This window comes from Chryseobacterium foetidum (genome assembly GCF_025457425.1).
GTDB classification, from domain to species: domain Bacteria; phylum Bacteroidota; class Bacteroidia; order Flavobacteriales; family Weeksellaceae; genus Chryseobacterium; species Chryseobacterium foetidum.
In genome coordinates, this window is sequence record NZ_JAMXIA010000001.1 from 2517068 (window position 1) to 2543499 (window position 26432).

The window sequence follows — 26432 nt, forward strand, 5'->3', positions numbered from 1 at the left end:
TTAAAAAATATTAACAAAAGTTTAAAGATTATTCTCTATTCTTGATTATTAACCAACCAGAATAAGAAACCGGTAGTTTGGTGTCAGGTTCTGCCCATTTGATTACATACCAATACGTTCCGGTTGGCAGGTTTCTGTTTCCGGCTCTTCCGTCCCATTTGAAATTCTTACCTGTAGATCTGTAAAGCGGTGCTCCATATCTGTCCACTACTTCGATGCTCACATTTTCTTTTATCTGAAGATCAGTGTAATCCAGATAATCATTATAACCGTCTCCGTTTGGTGTTATAGCATTGATGAGGTTAATAATAAGGAAGTCTCTTACAATTGGCTCGCATCCGTCCTCGCTCTTTACGTATGCCTTGTACGGACCTCTCGAAAGGCCGGTAAAAATGTTACTCGTCTGGTAATCAAATCCGTTGATTGAGTAAAGGTAAGGAGGTGTTCCGCCGCTGACATTAATGGTAGCCGTTCCCGCAGTTACATTAATGCTGGTGATCGTAGGTAAAACAGCGGTTGTTACCATTACATTTTGTCTGTAAACGCATCCGTTGAATGTGAGATCAACATAATAATTGCCTTCACCAGCTAAAATACTCTGCGTAGTAGCTCCCGTATTCCATAAATAGGAAGTGAAGCCTGAGCCTGCATCCAGAACAGCTCTCTGCCCCGGACAGACGATCTGATTTTTAAGAACATCAGATTTTTTTCCTGCCTTCAGTGTAATGCTTATCTGTGCAACGACAGGGCAACCATTTGCACCTGTAAATCTCACAAAAAACACCTGAGCACCGGTAATATTCTGAACAGCGTTAACTGGAGCTGTTCCGTTTTGAGCGTTGGCTAAAGTGGTATAAAATGATAATGAAACCGAAGGATCTGCTGTAAAAAGATTTTTATAGTCATTTAAATTAACAGATTCTGAACCACTTAAATCGAGATCGCAAACCTGAGTGATGACGTTGCTGGTGATTAAAGGAATTTTTGCACCAATTGTAAAATTTATCTGTCCGAAAGCCGGTGCACAGCCATTTGCAGATTCCACTCTTACAAAAACTGTTGTATTTGCTGTATAGGTCCAGTTGTTGGGAAGGTTATTGGTTCCTCCCGCTGTGGCAGCCGCTGCAGTGAGATAATATTTAACGGTAAAACTTCCTGAATTGCTTACAATTTGAGGCGTTATCGCAGAGAAGGTAATATTTACCGTTCCATCTAAATTATCATCGCAAACCGCTCCGTTGAAATTGGCGGTATTTATATTGGGTGAAGGATTAACTGCTAAGATAATAGGTACGACCTTGGAACAGCCAAAAGCTGTAGTGACGTTTGCATATACAGTTGTACCCCAGGATACAACATTTGTAGGTGGTAAAAGTGGAATTGTAAGTGCGGCGTCTCCAAAATAGGTAATCGTTGTACCTGCCGTAGTTGTTACAATTGCTGTTGTAAGGTTGAAGCTGGCATTTCCGGCAGCATCACCACAAGCAGTTAAAGTGGCATTGGATGTAACAATCTGATCTAAAGTTAAAGTTAGTTTGGCAATATTCGGACAGCTGTTTGTACTTTGAAATCTTACATAGAAAGCCTGAGAAGGAGCAATCATCTGATTTGCACTGACAGCTCCTGTTGTATTTTGCGCATCAGCCAAAGTATTATAAAACGTCAATGAAACCGCAGGGTCAGTTGTGAAATTGTTTTTATAAGTATTTAAGTCTACATTCTCTGTTCCGTCCCAGTTAGTATCACACACCAAGGTACTGTAATCCTGAGTTAATAAAGTTATTTTAGAACCAATTGTAAAATTGATTTGTCCAAAAGCGGGTGGACATCCATTTGAGGATTCTACTCTTACGTAAACTGTTGTATTTGCAGTGTATGTCCAGTTATTAGGAAGGTTTGTGTTGTTTCCTGCAGTTGCGTCAATCTGATTTAAATAATATTTTACAGTAAAGTTGGCTGAATTGCTTACAATCTGCGGCGTGATAGTTGAAAAGGTGATATTAATACTTCCGTCTAAATTATCATCGCAAAGGTTTGAGTTGTAATTAGCAGTATTGATATTTGGTGATGAATTTATATTTAATGTTATCTGAGCTGTTTTTGAACATCCATATTGTGAAGTTACGTTAGCGTAAACCGTTGTTGCAATTGTGCTGTAACTGTTTGAGTTTCCAATTAAAGAGGTAAGCGCAGCATCAGCATAATATGCAATTGTCGTTCCTGTATCAGATGTTACTACTGCCAAAGTCAAATCATAAGTACCTGTTCCGTTTGCATTTGAGCAGACTGAAAGTGTAGCGTTTGCAGTTTGTAAAACATCAACATTTATGATGACCTTAAAATATTCAATATCAGCAGGATTTCCATTCCCCTGAACTGAGTACATAAAACTGTCTGCAACATCAGCGGTAAGAGATATATTTGGCGTATAGGTTATCTGTCCTGTAGAAGTATTTACAGATGTAGTTCCCGAAGCAGGAGCCTGAACCACATTTACACTTGAAGGCACTATTGTTTGTGTTGAAACCACAAGTGCAGGATTGATTTGCTTTGTTTGGCAGCTTCCAATCGTGTAAGTCGCTGTAGGAATTGGCGGACAGCTGGTATAAGCATAAATAGCTGTCAGTTTGGTTTCACAATTGTTTTTGGTAATCTGACACGTGTAATTTCCGGCACCATACGTTTCAGGATTAATAGAGTAGGATGTTGCACCTGCAATAGGCTGTCCGTTTAAAAACCACTGATAAGCATCGTAACTGCTGTCTACCTGAAGGATCACACCTAAATAACAGTCTCCTGTTTTGGTAATTGCCGGAACAGAAGAGAATCCAGCGAAATAACCGCCGTAACCTACTGCGCCACTTCCGGCTGCTATTCCTGCGGTCACGGATTTTGTAGAGTTTACTGTAACGTTTCCGGAAACATTGGGTACAGAATAGGTGACCCAGTTAGCATTTCCCGGCACAGGATAAGGTCCGGCCGTTGCAGCTACATTGGCACCATTTATAGTAACTGTTGCTCCTGTTTGTGTAAGAATATTCAGTTTAGTAGCGTAAGTGGTGTTGCCGATTCTGTTGATTTGAGCAATTTCGTCAATCTGATTGGGCATAAAACAGCTTAACGGTGGTATGAAGTTAAAACCTCCTGTTGCATATTCTGTTCCTGAGCTCGCACCGGCTAAAAGCTGATAGACATAAACATTTTTGGTAGCCGTTATTCCTAAATTATAAATATTATTGCCCTGATTAATGTAATAGTTTACGGGAAGTAAAAAATACTGTCCTGCGTTTAAAGTAACGCCGGACGCTGTGCCGTTAATTGTAAAGGTGGTATTGTCTTCTGTCGCTACAATCAGGGCAGTTTCCATACCTGTCGTAAGTGAGCCGTTACCTTTTACCAAAGCAAAATCTTTCCCGAGTTTGTCCACCGGCACAGCCTGATCCATCAAAATATCATTGTTGGTGAAATTGTTGTTGGTATAAATGCCATTGAAATTACCATTGGTAACAGAAACAGGTTTTGTAGATTCAATTTTTGCCCCGACAAGACCATTCATATTTTCGGCTGCGTCTGCACTTACAGCATCTAAAATGTAGGATTGTCCTTTATTTAAAGTTACTGTTCTGGTAGGAGCTGAGATCCCGTCGCTGAAAAGTACATTGGGATTATATCCGGAAATAACAACGTTGGTATTATCTTCCGTAGCTGAAATTCCGATCATGGAACTGATGTAAAAATTACTTCCGGTGAGTGGGGCCATGGCTGCGTAAAACTTTGTCCCAAGACTTGCAAGACCTTTTGAGGTAATAATCTCTGCGTGATTGGTTACCGAAAATCTAAAATTGGCAAAAAATCTTTTACTCCCTTTCACATAAATTCCCATACTGTTAGGAGTGAAAAGATCTGCCTGATTCGTTGCAAACATGAATCCTTCAGGAATGTTGACCTGAGCAGGATTGTTTTTGCTTACCTGTACTGTTGTAAAAACAGTATTATTGTTAAAAATCTGCACGCTGAATGGCGTCGTTTCGTTCGTGGAAAGGTACAGTACGCTTTGTAAATTAGCGGTTCCTGCTTTTGCTGCCATGGGAGCAAACCAGTGATCGGTATCAAGCTGAGCATTAAGGGATAAACACAGAAATGCAAAAATACTTAGTAAAAATCTTTTCATTCAGAGATTATAGGGACGCAAATTTACATATTAATAATCAAATTTTTACATCTTTTTATTTGTTTTCATTCTGAAGGGAAATGATTAATTAAATTATTAATAATTCTTTCATATAATAACAGATTCGATAATAAAAAATCCCGATGAAAAACTTCACCGGGACTGATATTTTTGAACTTAAAAAGTTCTTACAAACTAACTCTGATAAATCCAGTAACTTTAAGATCTCCGTTTACAGATTTTACATAATCAGCAACAGACATTGAGCTGTCTTTGATGAAATCCTGATGAACCAATGTGTTGTCTTTGTAGAATCTCTGCATTTTACCTTTCAGGATGTTATCGATAATGTTTGCAGGCTTACCTTCTTCAGTAAGTTTGTGTCTTTCGATTTCCAGTTCTTTATCGATAGTTTCCTGAGAAACTTTAGTTTCGTCAAGAGCGATTGGGTTCATAGCAGCAGCCTGCATAGAAACAGATTTTGCAGCTTCGTCAGCTCCGTCTACTTTAGCAGAAAGTGCAGTGATTGCAGCGATTTTGTTTCCAGCGTGGATGTAAGCTCCAAGGAAAGGACCTGTAATTCTTTCGAATGCACCGATTTCGATTTTCTCACCGATAACTCCAGTTTGCTCGATCAATTTGTCAGCAACAGTCATCCCGTGGAAATCTGTAGCTAATAATTCTTCTTTCGTAGCAGCGAAAATAGCCATTTCTGCCAATTCGTAAGCCAACTCGATGAACGCCTCGTTTTTAGCAACGAAGTCAGTCTCACAGTTTAAAGAAATGATAGTACCCAAAGTGTTATCTTCATTTACTCTAGCGATTACAGCGCCTTCAGAAGAATCTCTGTCTGCTCTGTTTGCAGCTACTTTCTGTCCTTTTTTTCTAAGGATATCTACTGCTTTTTCGAAATCTCCTTCAGCTTCTACTAAAGCTTTCTTGCAGTCCATCATACCTGCACCGGTTTGGTTTCTCAATTTTGCTACGTCTGCAGCTACTGGTGTATAAGACATAATATCTATTATTTTTTATTTAAATTTATAAATGTTTATATTCGTTTAAATTTTGTGGCGCAAAGATAATGTTTTAATGATAAACTAAAAAATGACTTTTTGCGTTATAGTATTTATTTGATAAATTTTTAATAGTAATTTTAATGAAGAAAATTTTTCTAATCCTTTTTGTCTGCCTTTTCAGCTTAGGTTTTGCTCAGAAGAAAAAATCTAAATCAAAAGCGAAAGCTGTTGCAGAAAAAGAGACATTGATTATATATACTGAGCAGGACGCAGAGATTTCGAACGAAGCAAGAATTATTGCAGGTTTTCTGAAACAGAATCCGGGACACGAAAAAACGGAGTATTTCAAAAGAAAGCTAATTGGAATAATCATGGCAGACAATTCTCCGGAAGCCAAACCTACCATCACACCTATGAGTAAGGAAAAGGTGGAGAAAATTACCAAAAGCCAGGATCTGGGAAGCAAATCTGTCGCATCCAATTCCGCTCCGAAACGCACTGTAAATTATGCCAGTGTCGGAAGTAAAAAAGCAGGTACGAGCGAAGAGCACAAAAGAACTGCGGATTATCTTTCCCATATTTTCAATCAGGATGATTCAGATCCCACGGCCTACATCAATATCAAAAACAGATCAAAATGTAACCTCATCGTAAAAATTACCGGAAAAAAATATTACAACCTCAATGTTCCTGCAAACGGACAAAATTACGTGCAGGTTGATAAAGGTGAATATGTTTTAACCACTATGGTTTGCGATGCGAAATATTCTTCTCTGAAGAGAATTGCAAAAGATATCGAGCTTGAATTGAGTGTGAGCGATTGAGAAAAGTTTAAAGAAAAGAAAAACGCAGTGAAATTATCTTTCGCTGCGTTTTTTTATGTTTTGATTTTAATTTTAGCCTTTAAATTGCCCCATCGCAATAAACTTGTCCTGTCTGTGCGTTTCAAGTTCTTTGCCTGTGAATTTAGAGAAAGCCTTAATATTCTGTAAAATTGAAGCTTTTAAATTCAAATAAGTTGTTTCAGGATCGTAATGAGCGCCACCAAGTGGTTCTTCAATGATTCCGTCGATGAATTTTTCTCTTAATGCATCTTGTGGAGTTAAATTCAATGCGTTTGCAGCATCTTCCTTGTGATCCCAGTTTCTCCATAGGATTGAAGAGCAACTTTCCGGTGCAATTACTGTGTACCAGGTGTTTTCAAGCATATACACTTTATTACCAACACCAATTCCCAATGCGCCGCCACTCGCTCCTTCACCGATGATGTAAGTGAAAATAGGAGTTTTAAGCATCGTCATTTCGAAAATATTTCTTGCAATGGCTTCACCTTGTCCTCTTTCCTCAGCTTCCAGGCCTGGATAAGCTCCCGGTGTGTCAACTAAAGTAACAACAGGAATTTTGAATTTTTCGGCAAGCTTCATCAGTCTCAAAGCTTTTCTGTATCCTTCAGGATTCGGCATACCGAATCTTCTGTGCTGTCTTTCTTTTGTCGTTCTTCCTTTCTGAGTTCCAAGAATCATGATTCTCTGACCGTCAAGTGTTGCCAAGCCACCAATCAATGCAGGATCATCAGCGAAATTCCTGTCGCCGTGAAGCTCAAGAAAACTTCCTTTATCTACCATACCATTGATATAATCCAAGGTGTATGGGCGATCCGGATGACGGGAAAGCTGTACCCTCTGCCATGGCGTAAGATTTCCGTAGATTTCTTTTTTGGTATCTCTGATCTTGTCTTCGATCTGGCTGCATGCTAATTTTACATCAACACCACTTTCTTCTCCTACCAATGAACAGGTTTGATACTGATCCATCAGCTCTTTTATAGGAAGTTCGAAACTTAAATATTCCATTCTTGAAGTAAATTAAATCTTTCAAATGTATGAAAAATATGATAAATCTATTTAATATTATTTACAGCATTGCTTATTCTGGCGATACTTTCTTCTTTACCAACAAGTTCCACGATATCGGGAACATCCGGTCCTTTCAATTCTCCTACTAAAGCCAAACGTAGCGGCATCATCACTTTTCCCATTCCCACGCCTTTGTTTTCGGCAAAATCGTGTAATTTTTGTTTGATGTTTTCTGAAGTGAATACCTCTGTGTCGTTTAAAACAGAAGAAAATTCAGTCAAAAGAGTTGAAGTTTCCTCATTCCATGCCTTTTTTGAAGCTTTTTCGTCGTAAGAAGTTGGTGCCTCAAAGAAGAACTTTCCGTTTTCGTAAATGTCATTTGGGAAAGTAGCTCTTTCTTTCATCAAGTGAATGATTTTCAACAACTTTTCATCTTCAATATTTAAATTTAAATCTGAATTTTTCAGAAGATGTAACAATTCTTGATCCGATTTCAACTGAATGTACTGATGATTGAACCACTCAGATTTTTCTTTGCTGAATCTGGCTCCGGCTTTATGAACTTTATTTAAATCAAATTCTTTTGCCATTTCTTCCAGAGACAAAATCTCTTTATCATCTGCGGGAGACCAACCCAAAAGTGCCACCATATTGATGAATGCTTCAGGCAAATATCCGCTTTCTCTATATCCTTTAGAAACATTTCCGGTAGCAGGATCTGTAAAATTCAAAGGAAAAACAGGGAATCCGAATTTATCGCCGTCTCTTTTGCTTAATTTTCCTTTTCCTTCAGGTTTTAAAATTAAAGAAAGGTGTGCAAACTCAGGCGCTTCCCACCCCATTGCTTCGTATAATAATGTATGTAAACCTAAAGATGGCAACCATTCTTCACCACGAATCACGTGTGTAATTTCCATCTCGTGGTCATCGATGATGTTGGCGAAATGGTACGTTGGCATTCCGTCATTTTTTACCAGAACTTTATCGTCTAAAGAGTCTGTATTCACCGCAGAATTTCCTCTAATAATATCCACCAATCCTAAAGTTCGGTCAACTGGCATTTTAAATCTTACAACGTAAGGCGTCTTTTCATCCAAAAGCTTTTGAACTTCCTCTTCAGAAAGTGAAAGGCTGTTTCTTAAGCGGTTTCTGGTTTTATTATCGTAAGAAAATACATCTCCTTTAGCTTCATATTCAGCCCGGATGGCTTCCAGTTCTTCGGCTGTATCAAAAGCAATGTAAGCATAATCTGTTTTCAAAATTTGCTCAGTATATCTGTCGTAAATATCTCTTCTTTCAGACTGTCTGTATGGAGCAAATTTTCCGCCTTTCTTTGGGCTCTCGTCTGGAATAATTCCGCACCATTCCAAAGCTTCTTCGATGTATTCTTCAGCACCTTCAACATATCTTGCAGTATCGGTATCTTCGATTCTCAAAACAAATTCACCACCCTGATTTTTTGCAAAAAGATAATCATATAATGCGGTTCTTACGCCTCCCAAATGCAATGGCCCTGTAGGACTTGGTGCAAAACGTACTCTTACTTTGCTCATTTTTAAATAAAATTTTTGCAAATTTACTTAAATAAAATATTTTGCGCCTGTTTAATGTTTTTGAAGTTGGGATTTTTAATCTTATTATCTACATTTGTACAAATTTAGAATCCACAAATTATGCTTGAAATCGGTGAAAGACCTTGGGGAACGTATTATGTACTGGCTGATGAGGTAAACTACAAACTGAAAAGAATTGTGGTAAATCCCGGAAAGAGACTTTCTTATCAGTATCACTATAAAAGACAGGAACAATGGACTGTCATTGAAGGTGACGCTACGGTGGTTTTAGATGATAAGGAAATCAATCTGAAGTACGGTGAAAGTATTTTTATCCCATTGGGAGCTAAGCACAGAATGATGAATCTTTCAGATCAGCCTGTTGTTTTTATCGAAGTTCAGACAGGAACTTATTTTGGAGAGGATGATATTGTGCGGATTGAAGATGATTACAACAGAAGTTAATTTTAATTCTCAATTTTATCCAAATACATCTTATGAGAAATTTTAGTTTTTTCGGACAGAAAAAGAAAACGGAGATCAACAGAGAAAAAAGTTTTAAGACTGATTATGCAGTCGGAAAATATAAACTTGTCCTAAAAGATAATCATATGCTTGAAAAATATCAGGCACAATATCCTTTGTATGATAGATTTTTACCTTACTTCTGTAGCTTCTTTGATGGCTTGATTGTAGATATAGGTGCAAACATTGGCGATACCAGCATTGCGATTTTCAGCCAGAACGATAAATGCTTTGTTGTAGGCGTGGAACCAGATGCAGATTTTTATAAAGAATGCGTTGAAAGTATTGTAATGAATAATCTTACTGACAGGTTTTTAGGTGTACAGAAATTTATTTCTACCCGTAAAGGTGCATTTGTAATAGAAAAAGATAAAACTTCATCTACAGGTTCAATTAATGAAAGTTCCGGAGAGGAACAGAACAATACCATTTCATTTGAAGATTTATTGAGTGTAATTCCAGAAAAATTATGTGAAAAATTTGATATACTTAAAATCGACACTGACGGATATGACTGGGATGTCATTAATACTTTTTCTGACCTCGGTAAAGCCCATAAGTATTTACCAAAATTTGTGTTTTTTGAAATGCAGACTTTTCTAAATAATGATTCTGCTAAAACGCTTCAGAGAGATGAAATGAATAATAAATATCTTGAAGCTCTGTCAGAATTAAAAGATTTGGGCTACACGCACTTCAGTTTATTCGATAATTTTGGAACTTATGTGAAGACTACAGAATCTATTGAGGAAATTAAAACGCTCAATGATTACCTTATACGTTCGCAGGTTTTGAACCGTTATTCGACAATTTTTTATTTTGATGTTTTAGCTTACAATGAAGGCGAGCTTAAATTTGTAAATGATAGAATTACAGAATTTTATACTCAAAAATAGATGAAGATACTCTTAGATCCACAGATTTTTTATCAGCAAACTTACGGTGGAATCTCCAGATATTATACTGAAGTTTTTTCGGTACTTTCAAAAAAAAAGGGAGTAGAAATTATTTTGCCTGTTTACAATTCGGATAATGCTTATTTAAAGGAAACAGATCTTCCCGCAAAAAATAAAAGCTTGCATATCCTGTATAAAGTCTTGTCTTTTTTAAAAATCAGCACAAGATCTTTAAGAAAAAGAAAATCTGATCAACTTTTGGAAACCAAATTTCAGGAGAATGATTATGATGTAGTAGTGCCTACATATTACAATCCCTATTTTTTAGAGAAAATAAACGGGAAACCTTTTGTGCTTACCGTTTATGATATGATTCACGAGCTTTTACCTCAGTATTTCGTTGATGACGATTTCCGTGTGGTAGAAAGAAAGGCATTATTGTTGGATAAAGCAACGAAGATTATTGCGGTTTCACACAATACAAAAAAGGATATTGTAAAAGTTTATCCGCATATCGATCCCGACAAAATTGTTGTTGTCTACCATGGAACTTCAATTAGAATGCACAGTAATGTCAAGGTTGACTTACCCGAAAATTATGTTTTGTATGTAGGGGCAAGACCCAATTATAAAAATTTTAAATTTTTAGTCAAATCAATTGAATCTTTGTTAAAAAATGACAGTTCATTGATGCTGATTGCAGCCGGCGGTGGTAAGTTTGATGAAGAAGAATCGGCATATCTGAAGAGTTTAGGTGTTGAAAAACAGGTTGTGCAAAGACGTTTTGAGGAAAATGAATTAGGCCATTTTTACAGGCAGGCAAAGTGTTTTGTTTTGCCATCTTTGTATGAAGGTTTTGGGATTCCTGTCGTAGAATCTATGGCCTGCGGATGCCCGATCATACTCTCAACACATGGTTCTCTGCCGGAAATTGCCGGAGATGCCGGAATTTATTTCGATTCTGAATCTGAAAATGATTTGAAAGAAAAAATTGAAGAGCTGATCAACAATCCGGAAATGAGAACTGAATATGCGAAAAAAGGTCTTGAGCATGTAAAAAAATACGACTGGAATGAAGCTGCCGAGCAATGTTTACAGGTTTACAAAGATGCTGCAAATGCAAATTATTAAATTTTAGCAAAATAGATGAGTGTTTCACTAACAATAATTACAATAAATTACAACAACAAAGCAGGGTTGATCAAAACGTTTGATTCCATTAAAAATCAAACATGGAAAAACTTCGAATACATTGTTGTGGACGGTGGAAGCACTGATGGAGGCAGAGAAATAATCGAACAGAATTCTGATATCAGCCAATGGTTGAGTGAGAAAGATTCCGGTGTGTACAATGCGATGAATAAAGGCATCAGAATGGCAACCGGAAAGTACATTATTTTCATGAACAGTGGCGATTTTTTCTTCTGCAATACTGTTCTTGAAAAGGTAGCCCACCAGTTTGAATCTGAAACCGATATTCTCTACGGAGATTCAGTTTATTTTAATGACGACGGTTATCACAGAATTGAAAGTCCGCCAAAGAAAATTACGTTTGGTTTTATGTATTCCGGTGGGATCAATCATCAGGCGGCATTTATCAAAAGGCAACTCTTTACAGATTATTTTTTGTACAACGAAGACTATAAAATCTGTGCAGACTGGGAATTCTTCATTGTTGCTATTTGTCTGTACAATGTATCTTACAATCATTTAGAAGAAACCATTTGCTATTATGATTTTTCAGGAATTTCAGCAAAGCCCGAGAACCTTGCAGTCTATTTTAAAGAAAGAGAAATCACACTGCAGAAATATTTTTCAGCCTTTTTAGAAGATTTGAAATTTAGTCAGGAGGCCAAAGCAAAAAGAATACAACAGGTTTTCCACATCAAAAAATTTCCTGTTGCATGGAGGTTTTTTAAATGGATTATCGGTTTTTTCCTTTTATTTTTACCTAAATTTAAATTGAAAACAGACTGATTCAAACAACTTTTAAAATATTTGTCTTTTAAATATAGCCATGACTTTATCCATCATTACCATCAACTACAATAACGAAAAAGGTCTTGCAAAAACGTTACAGAGTGTAGCAAAGCAATCCTGTAAAGATTTTGAATACATTGTAATTGACGGAAACAGCAGCGATGGCAGCATCAGGGTAATAGAAGAGAACTCCAATAATATTCAGCACTGGCTGAGCGAGCCAGACACCGGTGTTTACAATGCCATGAACAAAGGAATAAAATTGGCGTCGGGAGATTATCTGCTTTTTCTCAACAGCGGTGATATTTTGGCAGATGATGAGGTAATCGCTAAAGTTTTGCCACAGCTTGATCATGTTTCCGATATTATCAGCGGAAATTTAATTTACAGTCTGAATGGCATTCCCAAAACGCTGTTCACACCTCCTGAAAAGACGGATCTCACTTATTTTCTACATTCTTTTCTACCGCATCCCTCAAGTTTTATCAAACGAAATCTCTTTGACACAGCAGGACCTTACAGCGAACATCTGAAAATTATTTCAGACTGGGAGTTTTTTCTGAAAGCGATTGTAATTTATAAAGCAAGATACAGACATATCAACATTACCGTAAGTGATTTTGATAATTCGGGAATCTCCAGTCATGACGTAAATAAGAAGTTGATGGAAAAGGAAAAAGAATCTGTTTACAAAGAATATTTTCCACATTTGGGCGATGAGCTGAAGCTATTACATTTTGCAGGTTCCAGAAGGATGCTTCAAGTCGAAAATATTCACAGCAATTATCCTGTTCTTTGGAAAATGCTTAAAATCTGTCTTAATTTTCTAAACCTGTTTGTTTCAGAGAAAGAGACGAAATCTTTTACAAAAATTAAAAATTAGCTGTTGATTTTCTGATAGTAACTCAGGGTTTCATCTGTCATTTTCTTTAGTGAAAACTTTTCAACCACTGTGTTTCTGGCATTTGTCGATAAATGCATTGCCTTGTTCCGGTCAGAAAATAATTCTAAAACTTTCTCAGAAAACTCACTTTCCGACGCAATCAGTCCGTTTATTCCGTCGCTGACAATTTCACTGAAAACTTCGAGGTTCGCACAGACTACAGGTTTTTCCAAAGCCATTGCCTCAATAAGCGCCAGACCAAAAGTTTCTCCGCGCGAAGGAAATACAATTACTTCTGCCTTCGAAAGCAGCTTCACCACTTCATCAGGATTTTTTTTACCATAGAAAATCACATTGTTTTCCAGCTGGTTTTCAGCGATTTTACGTTTCAGTTGTTCTGATAACTCCGTTTCTTTCCCGATAAAATGCAGCGTTGCTTCATTTTCTTTTTCATGAACTTTTATAAAAGCATCCAGTGCAGTATCTGCACCTTTCTCGGTTGAAACGTTTCCGACGAAGAATATAGATTTAGAGATTGTTTCAGGATTTTGAGGTGGTTTGTACAAGCCGGTATCAATTCCGTTGTAAATTAGATTGTAATCTTTATTGCCAAAAATTTCACGCACCATCTTTTCATTACTTTGCGAAACAGTAATTATATTTTCAGCATTATCAAATGCTTTTTTTTCGCAGTAAATTTTCCCTTTCGCTGCTCCGTAGCCAAAAAAACGGCTCAGAACAGACCAAGAGCCGTGACATCTGATAATGTAAGGGATTTTAAGGTCTTCCGCAATCCTGCTGATCCCTTCCCAGTCATGGGTTTCAATTACATCAATGTTTTTATTTGCTGTAAATTTCGATAGTTCTTTCTTTAGATATTCTGCTTCAAGATCATAAATTTTATAATGAAATTTTTCAAGAAATGAAATTTTTCCGGTTACAGAACGCAAAAGTTCCATCAGGAAATATTTTTTGAAATAATCCTTCACAAAATGCACAGACAAATATTTTTTCTGAATGTCAAAAGGCTTTTTTGCCGAACCAAAAACCAAGACATTGATTTCTCTGTCAGCTAAACTTTCTGCAAGATTTTTATAGAAAACACCGGTTCCGCCCACGTTCTTCTGAAAATCAGACTGGAATTCCTTTGTTATCAGCAGAATGTTGTTGATTTGCTTCATAGCCCGAAAACTTTTTCCACCCAATGATCCAAAGTGTATTTATAGTAAATCTCTTCCGGTAGCTTTTGATATTCGGTTTCAAAAAAAGACTTTTCAATATTGCTGAAATCTTTGTTCAGGATTAAAATATTTTCAGGATTATAAAAATCGTAATTTTTAATATCCTGATTGTCAGTTACGAATTTCTTTTCCAAAGCCATCGCTTCAAAAACTCTGAAACTCAGCCCTGCCTGATTGTTTCTCTGAAAATCTAAAATCGCTTTGGATTTGCTGTACAGTTTCAAAACTTCAGTCTGCGGGATGTTTCCTATTCTGAAATCAAGATTTTTAACCAGTTTTTTGTCAAAAATCTGCTGCAAACGTTTTTTCCAGCTCTTTTTTCCGGCGATGATGGCTTTAAATTTAATATTTAAAATTCTAAGCTTTTCGCTGAGGTTGACAAGTCTTGCAATTCTGGTCTTGTCGAAAGAAGTGATGTAAAAAAGATCCAGTTCGGGATTTTGCCGTTCGGCGGGAGTGTATTTTAAATAGTTGTAATTGTTAATCTTATTGAAACCGAATTTATCAACATCATTGTCGTCAAACGAAAAAACCTGATCAAAATAATGCAGAATATGCTCAGCGGGATTTCTCTGCATGCTGTCATAAAGGTAAGCTATATTGCGGTCTGTGTTGCTTCTGATAACCTGGTGAACTCGGTCTTCAATGGCTTCGGGATTGATCACCAGTATCTGATCCTGCTTTCCAATTTTTTGCAGAGAATCAATAATGAAATTTTGTCTTTGCTCGTTCTTCAGATTTTTACCTAAAAAAACTTTGCTGAAGGTGTTTTTTAATCTGGCAGCAAAATTTTTGTGCGTAAATGCTCCACTGTTGATATGGTGCGCATAAATGCCTTTTTCTTTTAGTTTACTGACGATATGTTCATCGTAATGCCAGAAATCAAAACTGATTAAACAAATTTTCATGTGCAGCTGTTTATTGTTTTTAACAGTTATTCCAAATATTCGAAACAATCTGTGCAATCGCCTAATATTTTCTAATCAATATTGCCAAAGTGCCGATTCGTACAACAAAAGTAAAGATTTTAAACTTTAAATTTATATTTTTGGCTCAAAGTCGCATTTCGCTATGAAAAATAAGATCCTGATTGACGTTGAACGCCTGAAATATCCTAAATCGGGAATTGCCAACGTCTGCATTTCCCTGATTAAAGGATTAGACGAGCTTAAATTCGATTTTCAATTCACTTTTTACGGTCCGGCAAAAAATATTCCCAAGACAAAGTCCGATTTTAAAATCATAAACTGGAAATTCTGGCAAAAACGATTTCCTGTTAAAACTTCAGGATTTGATCTGATCCACACGACACATCAGCTTTCAGAGTATTTTCACAATAAAAAATCCCGACAGAAAAAAGTTGTAACCTTGCATGATCTGAATTTTCTTCATGATAAAAGTTCAGCTAAAAAAGTTAAAAAGTTTACCAACTTAGTTCAGAAAAATGTCGGCAATGCAGATGCAATTGTCTGCATTTCAGAATTTGTGAAAGAAGATTTTATTAAAAACAGGGAATTGTTTAAACTGAAGGAGAATGTTGTAATAGATGTAATTTACAATGGACTGATTTTTTCTGAAAACGAAAATTTTAGTTCAGGAAGAATGTGTGATTTTCAAAATAAAAAGTTCATTCTGACCATCGGTGTTCTTTATCCGAAAAAGAACCAGCATGTTTTGCTTGAAATGATGAATCATAACGACAGAGATTTGGTTTTAATAACTTCTGCTGCGAAATCAGATTACAAAGGACTTTTTTTAGCTAAGATCAAGGAATTAAGACTTGAAAAAAGAGTTCATATTCTCGAAAACGTCAGTAATGAAGAGAAATTCTTCTTCCTAAAAAACTGTGAAGCCTATTGTCATCCATCATTGGCAGAAGGTTTCGGAATTCCGCCTGTGGAAGCGATGTATTTTGGTAAGCCTGTTTTTCTAAGCCGTTTTACAAGTCTCCCTGAAATTGGTGGAAATCTCGCTTTTTATTTTGATAATTTCGATGCGGAAAAAATGAATGAAGTGTATCTGAAGGGACTGGAAGACTTTAAAAATGATTCCGAAATGCCTAAGAAACTTCATCAGCACGCTTTGAAATTCAGTTACAAATCGATGGCAGAGTCTTATGAAAATCTTTATAAAAAACTGTTATCCTAAAGTTTTATTTTGCCGAAGCGCAGTTTTCTTTTAAATGTAGCAAAGCTGTCGCTGCCTTTGATATTGATTCTTTTAACCTCAAATTTATTCTTCCACGGAAAAGAACTGAGATTATTACCGATGCGCAATCCTGCAGAAATATTGAGTTTTTCAAGCAGTTCAAAAAATCTCTTTTTCTCCGATCCTCTTTTCGGAAACTTACCGTACGGATAAACCAAAACATTTGAGAATTGAATCTGATGTTTTTCCAGTGTTGCAATGTTTTCTCTGATGTCTTTTTCGGCATTCTCAATGCTCATTTCAGCGTAGTTCTTATGACTGTGGCTGTGCATAGCAATTTCTACATGCTCTTTTGGCAAAGATTTAATCTCATCAAAACTCATAAAAGTACCTGGAATATTTTCAAGATCTTTCTCGATAAGCTCTGTCGGGATACAAATCGTTGCTTTAAGTTGATATTTAATTAAAAGAGGAATCAGATACACCAGATTATTGTAATAACCGTCATCAAATGTAATGATGAGTTTATTTTTAGTGTCCTTTTTCTCATCAAGCTCACTGAAGAAAACCGTTTCAAAGTTCTGCTTGATATATTTCAGTTGCTCATCAAGCTTTTCTACGGAAATAATCAGGTCGTTATCAATCCTGTCTTTTTCAGGCATGATCTGATGATACATTAAAATTCTAAGGTCAGTGGAAAACTTTATTCCCAAAATACCTTTAATGAAATTGAGCAACATTATTTTTTTACCTTGTGTAGTTCGTAGAGTTTCTGATATTTCAGAAAAGTATAAAATCCGGCAGTTTTTGCAGCGTAATAGCCCACCAGTCCGTCAAGAAAACCCAAACGTATAAAATAGGATTTGATAAACTGATAGATTGGACTGAAAATAATTTTCAAAACACTCGACTCTTTGCCGCGGCTGTACATCTTTTCCGCCATCATCGTCGTGTATTTATTTGATTTTTCGATGTGATGATGAATGTCTTTGTAAGTATAATGATTTAATTTTCCTTCTAAAAGTCCGGTTTTTTCTTCCGTTAAAAACATTTCGTGGACGATGTCTTCGGAATATTTTCCTGCATTTTTCCTGAATAATCTTTCTCTTTTAAGATTTCCCCAACCTCCGTATTTCAGCGATTTACCGAGAAAAATATTATTAAATGAAATATTATAAACCAAATAATCAGACTGATTCTGATTTGCAATGGTCTGAATTGATTTCAGGGCTGTTTCATCCGGAATTTCGTCGGCATCCAAAAATAAAATCCATTCTCCGGAACATTGGCTGATTGCAAAATTTTTCTGCTTTCCGAAACCCAAAAATTTTTGTTGAATCAATTTTACTTTAGGAAATTTCTGACAAATCTCCACCGTTCTGTCATCCGAAAAACTGTCGATCACGACAATTTCATCTGCAATATCATGAACCGAACTGAGCGTTTTTTCGATGATTCTGTCTTCGTTAAAAGTAATAATAGCAACCGAAAGCTTCATTTTTAACCGAGTAATTTCAGCAAAAATACAGTTTATTTTAAAACTATATCAATTACAAAAAAATAACACCCAAAAGAGTGTTATTTATATAAGTATTATAAAATATTTTCCGGATTGAAAATCTAAAAATATTTTAATATTCCGACACAGTTTTCTCAATAATCTTCACACAATCCAGCAATTGCTCTTCAGTAATAACCAATGGCGGTGCAAGTCTGATGATGTTTCCGTGGGTTGGTTTTGCAAGCAATCCGTTTTCTTTTAGTTTTAAACAGAGATTCCATGCGGTAGAACTTTCCGGTGTATCGTTGATTAGAATTGCATTCAATAATCCTTTTCCTCTTACTTTGGTAATCAGATCAGATTTTTCAATCACTTTTTCGATTTCAGATCTGAATAATTTGCCTAATTCTTCAGCTCTTTCAGATAAATTTTCTTCAGCAACAACATCCAAAGCAGCAATCGCAACCGCACAGGCAATCGGGTTTCCACCAAAAGTCGAACCGTGTTGTCCTGGTTTGATCACATTCATGATTTCGTCATTCGCTAAAACGGCAGACACAGGATACATGCCTCCGGAAAGGGCTTTTCCTAAAATTAAAATATCAGGTTGTACATCTTCGTGATGACATGCGATCAGTTTTCCTGTTCTTGCAATTCCGGTTTGAACTTCATCTGCAATGAAAAGCACATTGTACTTTTTACATATTTCAGAAGCATTTTTTAAATAATTCTCATCCGGAACGTAAACTCCGGCTTCTCCCTGAATCGGTTCCACTAAAAATGCGGCAATATTCTGAGCATCATTTTTCAGAACTTCCTCCAAAGCAGTCAAATCATTGTAAGGAATTTTCACAAATCCTGGTGTGAAAGGACCGTAGTTTTTATTGGCATCAGGATCATTGGAGAAAGAAACAATCGTTGTTGTTCTACCATGGAAGTTGTTATCACAAACTACGATTTTCGCTGCATTTTCAGCAATTCCTTTTACTTCATAACTCCATTTTCTGGCTAATTTTACAGCAGTTTCCACTGCTTCAGCTCCAGAGTTCATTGGTAAAACTTTATCAAAACCGAAAAGGGTAGTGATCTTTTTCTCGTACTCTCCCAAACCTGAATTGTAAAACGCTCTTGAAGTTAAAGCCAGTTTCTTAGCCTGATTCACTAAAGCATCTACAATTTTCGGGTGCGAGTGACCCTGGTTTACAGCAGAATAAGCTGAAAGGAAATCGTAATATTTTTTGCCTTCAACATCCCAAACAAAAACGCCTTCACCTTTATCCAAAACCACCGGAAGCGGATGATAATTGTGTGCGCCGTGTTTCTCTTCAAGTTCAATAAAATACTGTGAGTTTTTTGTTTGTTCTGCTGTTGACATATTCTTTTTGCTTTTGTACAAATTTAAGGATTATAAATAACTTGCTTCAATAATTAATTTCTGTTTAAAATGAAGATTCAGAACTGTTGTAAAGAATTGATAAGTAATTCGGAAGATATTTGGTGAAGTATAATTGAGTTTTGGATTTTATATCTTTTTTCAGATAAAATTAAAGTTTAGTCTTAGGATGTTTGGTTTGTAGGATTGACTACACGAAGGGATTCGTGCGGCAGCTGGGAAGGGATTCGTACGGCAGCGGGGGGACAGGACTTGACGTGTTTTATTTTGAATAATAACTTAGAATAAAACTGCAAAGTATCTATACTTTGCAGAGTTGTGTCTATAGTTGTTCTTCTTTAAAAATTTTATTTCTGAATTTATCTGGCAATTCCTCTTTTAATTGTATCAATTTTTCTTCTATAAATTGCAAAGCATTGTTGTAAATAGAATTTTCTCTGTTAAAACTATGACCGCTAGGAAATTCATAAAAATCTTTCCTCAATGCTTTATACAACCATTTATAGGTTTCTGAATCTATACAATAAATAAGATTATAATATTTTACATGAAATTCTCTATCCATATGTTCAACATCATATTCAAAATCTAGGTTGAAATACTGACCCGCTCTTTCATTGTCTTCAAAGAAAATAACAGGTTCTTCCATGAAAGCGTATATCCTTCTTTTTATCCCAAGATCTTCTATTTTTGACCCCACATATTTTTGTTCCTTGTTTAAAGGAGGAAAAGAATATTTAGTAGTATCATAATGAGGAATAAACAAGATACCATCCATTTCATTAAATCTAATCTTAAGCATATTTTTGGAATATTTTTTTTCCAGATTATTCCTAAAAATAAAGCCTAATCTCCAGTTTTTAAATTGTGCTAATTGCATATTTTTTAATAATTAAAATTTTTAAAGTTAAATGCTTCCCCGCTGGCGCAAGCGTCCCGCTTGTGTCCTCACTTACATATGTGTTGAGTTAGATATTTGCAAAATCAGGGGGACAACACGAAAGGATTTATAGTGGTAGAAATTAAATTTAAGAAAATTTGTTTAGCTACATTTCTCAAAGTCAGGAGATTTTGTGCAGCGGGATGTAAACCTTCAGGACTGTAAAATTTGTAATTTTTACTCATCATTATATGTTTTTATAAAGATAAAAATAAAACAATTTTAGAAATTGGTTTTTAAAAGAAAAAGCCACACGAAGGGATTCGTGCGGCAGCCGGGGGGAATTTTTATATCTTCAGATATTTCTTCGTAAGAAAAACCGTCCAATTTCTTGAGCGGCTAAAAGACTTAATCTATTGAAAGATACATTGGCTTGTTTTCTGCCAAACACTCCTCTGCAATGGTTACGATTCTGTAAAGATCCTGAACTTTCATACTTTGAGGACTTATCAGGCTAAGGTTCATATCATACGATTTACTTTTCCATTCCAATGTCCAACTTTTGTATCTTCTGCCTTCTACAGGCTCTATTAAAGGTAATGTTTCATCTATCTGCTGTTCAAAAACTGCCTTTATTAGCTCTGTTTGCTCTTTGCTTAATGCAAAATCTTTAAGGGTTTCATCTACTTTATTTGTTAAGACTAATTTTATTTTCTCTAAATAAAAGGAACCTAGAAAGCTACTTATATCATAAACAGAAAAGAATTTATACTTGTCTTGGTATGAAAAAGTTTTATTATAGTCCTTATCGAAAAAGCTATCATTACTTAATGTTATACTTTTCATTGTGATTTATTTTATAAATTTAATAATTGTTTTATCTCTTTGTAAATCACCCGCTGGCGCAAGCGTCCCGCTTGTGTCCTCACTTACATATGTGTATGAGTTAGATATTTGCAAAATCAGGGGGACAACACGAAAGGATTTATAGTGGTAGAAATTAAATTTAAGAAAATTTGTTTATGTACATTGCTCAAAGTCAGGAGATTTTGTGCAGCGGGATGTAAGCCTTCAGGACTGTAAAATTTGTAATTTCTACTCATCATTATATGTTTTTATAAAGATAAAAAATAAAACAATTTTAGAAATTGGTTTTTAAAAGAAAAAGCCACACGAAGGGATTCGTGCGGCAGCGGGGTGCTGGCGCAAGCGTCCCGCTTGTGTCCTCACTTACATAATGTGTATGAGTTAGATATTGCAAAATTAGGGGAACCACACGAAAGGATTTTATAGTGGTAGGGATTAAATTTAAGAAAATTTGTTTATGTACATTGCTCAAAGTCAGGAGATTTTGTGCAGCGGGATGTAAACCTGCAGCACTGTAAAATTTGTAATTTCTACTCATCGTTGTATGTTTTTATAAAGATAAAAAATAATACAATTTTAGAAATTGGTTTTTAAAAGAAAAGCCACACGAAAGGATTCGTGCGGCGGGGGAACATTGAGAAAATCTAATTTTTTTAACCCAAACCATAATATGCAATCCATTTTTCAGGATTAAAAACAGTCTTTATTTTTTTATTTGTAATTTCTACTTTTGCTATTGGTGAATTCTCGACTTTAAATGTAATTTCTCCATTTGACTGCAATATCTGATACTGCTTTCCATCAAGGCTTCTTTCAACTGCTTCTTTAAATTTATTAATATTTTGTTCTTTCATAAAAGCAAATTCTATATAATTTGAAAAATAGCATCCTTTTTCTAAATCCAATATCATTTTACAGATAAAATGTTTTAAATCATTCCTATCAATTTTTTTCGAACTTAAAAAGGTATCAGTTTCTTCATCTAAATAGGATGGATATTTATCATCTATTAATAGCGAATTGCTAACTAGTAACTTCATAATCCAAAATTGTGTTTGTGCATACTTGTCTTTATAAGTGTGTATAAGCAACTCAATTATTTTGTCTAAAGGTTGTGTTTTTAAAAATTTTTCAAATTTATCAATATCAGGAGTGAGCTCAATCATTTTTGGATCTCTGCCATCTAAAATTGCCTTTTCCTGGTAATAAAAAAAATCTAATTTAAAATTTATGTCCATAATATTTTATTCTTATTGTTTAGTATAATGTATGTACTCTATATCATTTTTAATAGTATTGTACCCCCCGCTGGCGCACGAATCCTTTCCCCGCTACCGCGCGAATCCTTTCGTGTGGTATTTCTTACAAATCAAACATCTTAAAAACAACAATATCGTCTAACAAACCTTTTTCATCAGCATAATCTACAGCACCGCAGTACCTTTCTTTTGGCAGAATCTTACACTTTCCAGAAATAGGTCTTTGTATTCATTTTGAATAAATACATCCAGCCAACCTACTACCGCAAAACTTATAAAATATAATCCGTCGGGATTATGGAATTTGTAATTTCTACTCATCATTGTATGTTTTTATAAAGATAAAGAATAATACATTTTTAGAAATTGTTTTTTTTAAAGAAAAGCCACACGAAGGGATTTGTGCGGCAGTAGGGGGATTCGCGTGGCATCGGGGTTAAAAGATCTTTTCTCAAAGCATCCTGTCCCCATTCGCCCAGAGAGAAAATTTGAGCGCCACAAAGATAAATATCGCAACAGATAAAAACCCAAAAAACATGAAGGATACGCTGTGATCTTTGCTTAACGTAATGACATTGTTCGTGCGGCAGCGGGAGGGATTGCAAATGAGCCTAGCAAAATTTAATAAGCTTATTTTAATATAATCAGTAAATACTTCCTGCTGTTTTAAAAAATAGACAGTGAGCATTTTAAAAAAGGTAACGGGGAGTTTAAAAATGCTCAGTAACGATTTTAAAAAAGGTAACGAGGAGTTTGGTAAATGCTCTCGGGGACTTCAGCAAAACCTCTCGACGATTTGGATAAAGGTCTCAATGATTTTTGTAATTCATTGGGATGAGTTTGAAAGATCATTGAGAGGTTCAGCTTGTCCCGACCTTTCGGGAAAGCAATCTGTTGTAGACTGTTTCGCTATTTCAACAAAGTGCTTCGTCGTTCCTCCTTGCAATGACATAAAAAAGTCCGTTTCAATTGTATGAAACGGACTTTAAATATCTTGAATTACAGTTAATTTACTCTTTTGTAAACTTTACATCCGTACCACCCTGCGCAATGTTGAAAGATTTTTTGTCTTTGCTGAAAACAATTTCAATCTGAGCCATCTCAAAAGAAAATTTGTTGTCGCCCAAATATTCCAATGGAAAAGCCTGCTGTCCCGTCGCCTGAGCATAAAGTTGACCGTCTTTTTCTGTAAGAACGATTTTTACAGGAACCTGTTTATTGCTGAAGGTGCCCACAAAATCTTTAGGATTGATTTTATCTGTCACTCCCGTTGCCTGCGATGCGCTCCAGCTGTTATTTTTTGAGTTGACGTCAGGAATTTCACTTTTCGGATCCAGTTTTACTTCACTTATTTCTTTTGTGGAATTCACTTTGAAAGTCCATTCGTTATTTCTCTTCCAAACCTCCACAGGAAGTTTTACAGTGTCAGTACTTCCGTCTTTAAATTTAAGCTGAACCGTAGTCGGCATTGGCAATTGACCTAAATTTTCCACTGTAATCTGTGCTCCGTTTTTGAAATCTCCATTCACATATTTCACAGTTTTAATTCCCTGGTCAACTTTCCATTTGTTGATAAACCAACCTCTCCAGAACCAGTTCAATTCCTCACCGGAAACATTTTCCATTGTGTGGAAGAAATCCCATGGAGTAGGGTGTTTGAAAGCCCATCTTTCGATATAGGTTTTGAATGCTTTATCAAATTTTTCCGGTCCTAAAACAGATTCACGCAAAATTCCAAGTCCAACTCCCGGTTTGTAATATGCAAGCGTTCCGATGTTTCTTTCTTTCATATTGTCAGGACCTACCATTATCGGTTCAATATTGTCACTTGTGAGAAATGCACCCATCTGTGCAATGTTTTTCTTTTGATAATACTCACCGTTGTTGAAAGCTTCTGTAGAAAGTTCGTTGATGAATGTGTTGAAACCTTCGTCCATCCATGCAAAAAGTCTTTCGTTGGAACCCACAATCATCGGGAACCAGTTGTGCCCAAACTCGTGGTCTGTAACGCCCCAGAGATCTTCCCCTTTGGAATCCATGTGGCAGAAAACGATTCCCGGATATTCCATTCCGCCTTCATTTCCGGCAACGTTGGTGGCTGCGGGATAGGTGTATTCATACCATTTTTTAGAATAATGCTCGATGGAAGCTTTGGTATATTCAGTAGATCTTCCCCACGCTTTATCACCGGCACTTTCTGCAGGGTAGGCAGAGATTGCAAGAGATTTTTTACCGCTTGGAAGATTTATTTTTGCTGCATCCAAAACAAATGCTGCGGAAGATGCCCATGCGAAATCTCTTGTCTGACTGATCTTAAACTTCCATGTTTTTGTTCCTGAAGCCTGACCTTTTTTGATATCAGATTCTTTTCTGATCATCACTGTTTTATCAGAATTTCTCGCCTGCTCCCAACGTTCGTTTTCTTCTTTAGAATAAACTTCTTTTGAGTTTAAAAGTTCCCCGGATGCTACAACATAATGATTGGAAGGAACTGTAATGTTTGCCGTAATATCTCCGTATTCCAGATAAAATTCTGAAGCACCAAGGTAAGGAAGCGTGTTCCAGCCCATTACGTCATCATAAACACACATTCTCGGATACCACTGTGCGAGTGTGTAGATATTTCCGTTTTTGGTTTCTTCAATTCCCATCCGGTCTGAACCGTATTTTGGGGAAACAAAAGAATATTCAATCTTAATTTTTGCCTTTCCTCCTTTTGCTGCAAGATGCTGCGGAAGATCGATTTGCATTCTTGTATCAGTAACTGTATATTTTACAGGTTTGTTGTCATAGGTTACAGACTTGATTTTGTAGCCACCTTCAAAAACTTCCCCTTTAGCCCCGTTTCTGCTTCCTGATAAGGGAACAACGGCATTTCCCCTTGAATCTTTTGCAAATAAATTCTGATCAAGCTGAAGCCAAAGAAAACTCAGCTGATCCGGGCTGTTATTCGTATAAGTGATTTCTGCGCTTCCGGTCAATTCATTTTTCTTTTCATCAAGGCTGATGTCAAGTTTGTAATCGGCAGAGTTTTGCCAGTATGCATGACCGGGTTGTCCGCTTGCTGACCTTGTTTCTGTGCCTGTCTGCGGATAGAAAAATGGTTTAAAAGCTTCAACAAAATCATATTTAGGAGATTCTTTTGGTGTTTCCTGAGCCGAAAACTGAGCCGACACTGCAAAAACGGCAGCAACAAAAATTTTTGTAGGGAATTTAAAATTCATCTGAAAAGGTTTAATTTAAAGTGATAAGTAAAAAATATCCCGCAATCGTTACAAATTTCGGGATAAAAAGAAGTAAATAGTTTTAGTTTGATTTTTTAGATTTAATCATCGCTTCCAAAGCATCCCACATTTCCTGTGGAATATCTTCCAGCATATTGAATTCTCCGGCACCCTGAAGCCATTCTCCGCCATCGATCGTCACCACTTCACCGTTCATGTAAGCTGAATAATCTGAAACAAGATAGGCCGCAAGATTAGCCAATTCCTGATGTTCGCCCACTCTTCTCAACGGAACTTTTTTTCTCATATCAAACTTTTCCTGCAAATCTCCCGGCAGCAATCTGTCCCACGCTCCTTTGGTAGGGAAAGGTCCCGGTGCAATCGCATTAAAACGGATTCCGTATTTTGCCCATTCAACGGCTAAACTTCTTGTCATTGCCAAAACTCCTGCTTTTGCACAGGCAGACGGAACAACGTATGCAGAGCCCGTCCAAGCATAAGTAGTTACAATATTCAAAACCGTTCCTGAAGTTTTAGAATCTATCCAGTGTTTTCCGATGGAGAGCGTACAGTTTTTTGTTCCTTTTAAAACAATGTCCAAAATAGAATCAAATGCGGAATGGGTAAGTCTTTCTGTTGGAGATATGAAATTTCCGGCTGCATTGTTAAGAAGAATGTCGATTTTCCCAAATTCTTTCAAAGTGGCTTCTTTCATAGCTTCTACTTCGTTCCAGTTTCTCACGTCACAGGCAACGCAAAGAACTTTTCCTCCCGTCTCGTCTTCTAATTCCTTTGTTGTAACCTGTAGTTTTTCTAGATTTCTTGAAGTAATCACTACTTTTGCTCCCAGTTCAAGGAAATATTTGGTCATGGCTTTGCCAAGACCGCTGCCACCACCTGTAACGATGGCTACCTTATCTTTGAGAGCGTCTTCGCGCAGCATTGGCTGTGTATATAAGTTCATAAATTATTTTTCTTAAAAATAATAAATATTGACCGGATGAGGTTTAAAAATTTCAGATAAATAATGTTATAAATA

Annotated in this window: 22 protein-coding genes; 7 read left to right on the forward strand and 15 right to left on the reverse strand. The window is 36.2% G+C overall.

Translation table 11 applies throughout. The features are described 5' to 3' along the window. Nucleotides 1–28 precede the first annotated feature (28 nt). On the reverse strand, nt 29–4171 hold the full coding sequence (locus NG809_RS11835) for a T9SS type B sorting domain-containing protein (protein WP_262150881.1): 4143 nt from the start codon (nt 4169–4171) through the stop codon (nt 29–31). Nucleotides 4172–4359: 188 nt separating this feature from the next. Then, nucleotides 4360–5184, reverse strand: coding sequence for a translation elongation factor Ts (gene tsf, locus NG809_RS11840; RefSeq protein ID WP_262150883.1), 825 nt, complete (start codon nt 5182–5184; stop codon nt 4360–4362). 143 nt (nt 5185–5327) lie between these two features. On the opposite strand from tsf, the gene NG809_RS11845 reads away from it, so the two are divergent. Next, nucleotides 5328–6011, forward strand: a complete 684-nt coding sequence (locus tag NG809_RS11845; RefSeq protein ID WP_262150885.1) for a DUF6759 domain-containing protein — start codon at nt 5328–5330, stop codon at nt 6009–6011. Nucleotides 6012–6083: 72 nt separating this feature from the next. On the opposite strand, the gene NG809_RS11850 is transcribed toward NG809_RS11845, so the two are convergent. Beyond that, a complete protein-coding gene (locus NG809_RS11850) occupies nt 6084–7040 on the reverse strand; it encodes an acetyl-CoA carboxylase carboxyltransferase subunit alpha (RefSeq protein ID WP_056035611.1) in 957 nt (318 codons plus the stop codon). 47 nt (nt 7041–7087) lie between these two features. Next, entirely contained in the window at nt 7088–8596 is a 1509-nt protein-coding gene (gene gltX, locus NG809_RS11855; RefSeq protein WP_262150886.1) for a glutamate--tRNA ligase, read from the reverse strand. Nucleotides 8597–8716: 120 nt separating this feature from the next. Here gltX and NG809_RS11860 point away from each other — a divergent pair, with 120 nt between their 5' ends. From NG809_RS11860 to NG809_RS11880, 5 genes are read left to right on the forward strand one after another with little or no spacing between them, the layout of a single operon-like run. Further along, nucleotides 8717–9061, forward strand: coding sequence for a phosphomannose isomerase type II C-terminal cupin domain (locus NG809_RS11860; protein WP_262150888.1), 345 nt, complete (start codon nt 8717–8719; stop codon nt 9059–9061). Between the two features lie 32 nt (nt 9062–9093). Next, complete coding sequence (locus tag NG809_RS11865; protein ID WP_262150890.1) at nt 9094–10017, forward strand: FkbM family methyltransferase; 924 nt, start codon at nt 9094–9096, stop codon at nt 10015–10017. Further along, nucleotides 10018–11148, forward strand: coding sequence for a glycosyltransferase family 4 protein (locus tag NG809_RS11870; RefSeq protein WP_262150892.1), 1131 nt, complete (start codon nt 10018–10020; stop codon nt 11146–11148). A gap of 15 nt (nt 11149–11163) precedes the next feature. Next, nucleotides 11164–11994, forward strand: a complete 831-nt coding sequence (locus NG809_RS11875) for a glycosyltransferase family 2 protein (protein WP_262150893.1) — start codon at nt 11164–11166, stop codon at nt 11992–11994. Nucleotides 11995–12034: 40 nt separating this feature from the next. Next, entirely contained in the window at nt 12035–12880 is an 846-nt protein-coding gene (locus NG809_RS11880; RefSeq protein ID WP_262150895.1) for a glycosyltransferase family 2 protein, read from the forward strand. Here NG809_RS11880 and NG809_RS11885 read toward each other — a convergent pair. Together NG809_RS11885 and NG809_RS11890 are read right to left on the reverse strand one after the other, a co-directional pair. Further along, nucleotides 12877–14061, reverse strand: coding sequence for a glycosyltransferase family 4 protein (locus NG809_RS11885; protein ID WP_262150897.1), 1185 nt, complete (start codon nt 14059–14061; stop codon nt 12877–12879). The two genes, NG809_RS11880 and NG809_RS11885, sit on opposite strands and share 4 nt — an antisense overlap. After that, nucleotides 14058–15029 carry a glycosyltransferase family protein gene (locus tag NG809_RS11890; RefSeq protein ID WP_262150899.1) on the reverse strand — a complete coding sequence of 324 codons (972 nt, stop codon included), beginning with the start codon at nt 15027–15029 and terminating at the stop codon, nt 14058–14060. The genes NG809_RS11885 and NG809_RS11890 overlap by 4 nt, the downstream gene beginning before the upstream one ends. Before the next feature lie 163 nt (nt 15030–15192). On the opposite strand from NG809_RS11890, the gene NG809_RS11895 reads away from it, so the two are divergent. Beyond that, nucleotides 15193–16269, forward strand: a complete 1077-nt coding sequence (locus NG809_RS11895; protein ID WP_262150903.1) for a glycosyltransferase family 4 protein — start codon at nt 15193–15195, stop codon at nt 16267–16269. Here the strand turns inward: NG809_RS11895 and NG809_RS11900 are convergent. The 9 genes from NG809_RS11900 to NG809_RS11940 form a co-directional block, all read right to left on the reverse strand. Next, entirely contained in the window at nt 16266–17009 is a 744-nt protein-coding gene (locus tag NG809_RS11900) for a polysaccharide deacetylase family protein (RefSeq protein ID WP_262150905.1), read from the reverse strand. The genes NG809_RS11895 and NG809_RS11900 overlap by 4 nt on opposite strands. Beyond that, on the reverse strand, nt 17009–17767 hold the full coding sequence (locus NG809_RS11905; RefSeq protein ID WP_262150906.1) for a glycosyltransferase family 2 protein: 759 nt from the start codon (nt 17765–17767) through the stop codon (nt 17009–17011). The genes NG809_RS11900 and NG809_RS11905 overlap by 1 nt, the downstream gene beginning before the upstream one ends. 133 nt (nt 17768–17900) lie before the next feature. After that, nucleotides 17901–19145, reverse strand: a complete 1245-nt coding sequence (gene rocD / locus NG809_RS11910; RefSeq protein WP_262150907.1) for an ornithine--oxo-acid transaminase — start codon at nt 19143–19145, stop codon at nt 17901–17903. 340 nt (nt 19146–19485) lie between these two features. Beyond that, entirely contained in the window at nt 19486–20043 is a 558-nt protein-coding gene (locus NG809_RS11915) for a hypothetical protein (RefSeq protein ID WP_262150908.1), read from the reverse strand. Between the two features lie 408 nt (nt 20044–20451). Beyond that, complete coding sequence (locus NG809_RS11920) at nt 20452–20889, reverse strand: hypothetical protein (protein WP_262150909.1); 438 nt, start codon at nt 20887–20889, stop codon at nt 20452–20454. A 674-nt stretch (nt 20890–21563) separates the two neighbouring features. Continuing rightward, a complete protein-coding gene (locus NG809_RS11925) occupies nt 21564–22148 on the reverse strand; it encodes a hypothetical protein (protein ID WP_262150910.1) in 585 nt (194 codons plus the stop codon). A gap of 186 nt (nt 22149–22334) precedes the next feature. Further along, complete coding sequence (locus NG809_RS11930) at nt 22335–22490, reverse strand: hypothetical protein (protein WP_262150911.1); 156 nt, start codon at nt 22488–22490, stop codon at nt 22335–22337. Between the two features lie 689 nt (nt 22491–23179). Continuing rightward, a complete protein-coding gene (locus tag NG809_RS11935) occupies nt 23180–25393 on the reverse strand; it encodes a M1 family metallopeptidase (protein ID WP_262150912.1) in 2214 nt (737 codons plus the stop codon). A gap of 82 nt (nt 25394–25475) precedes the next feature. Further along, nucleotides 25476–26357, reverse strand: a complete 882-nt coding sequence (locus tag NG809_RS11940) for an SDR family oxidoreductase (protein ID WP_262150913.1) — start codon at nt 26355–26357, stop codon at nt 25476–25478. Nucleotides 26358–26432: the final 75 nt, after the last annotated feature.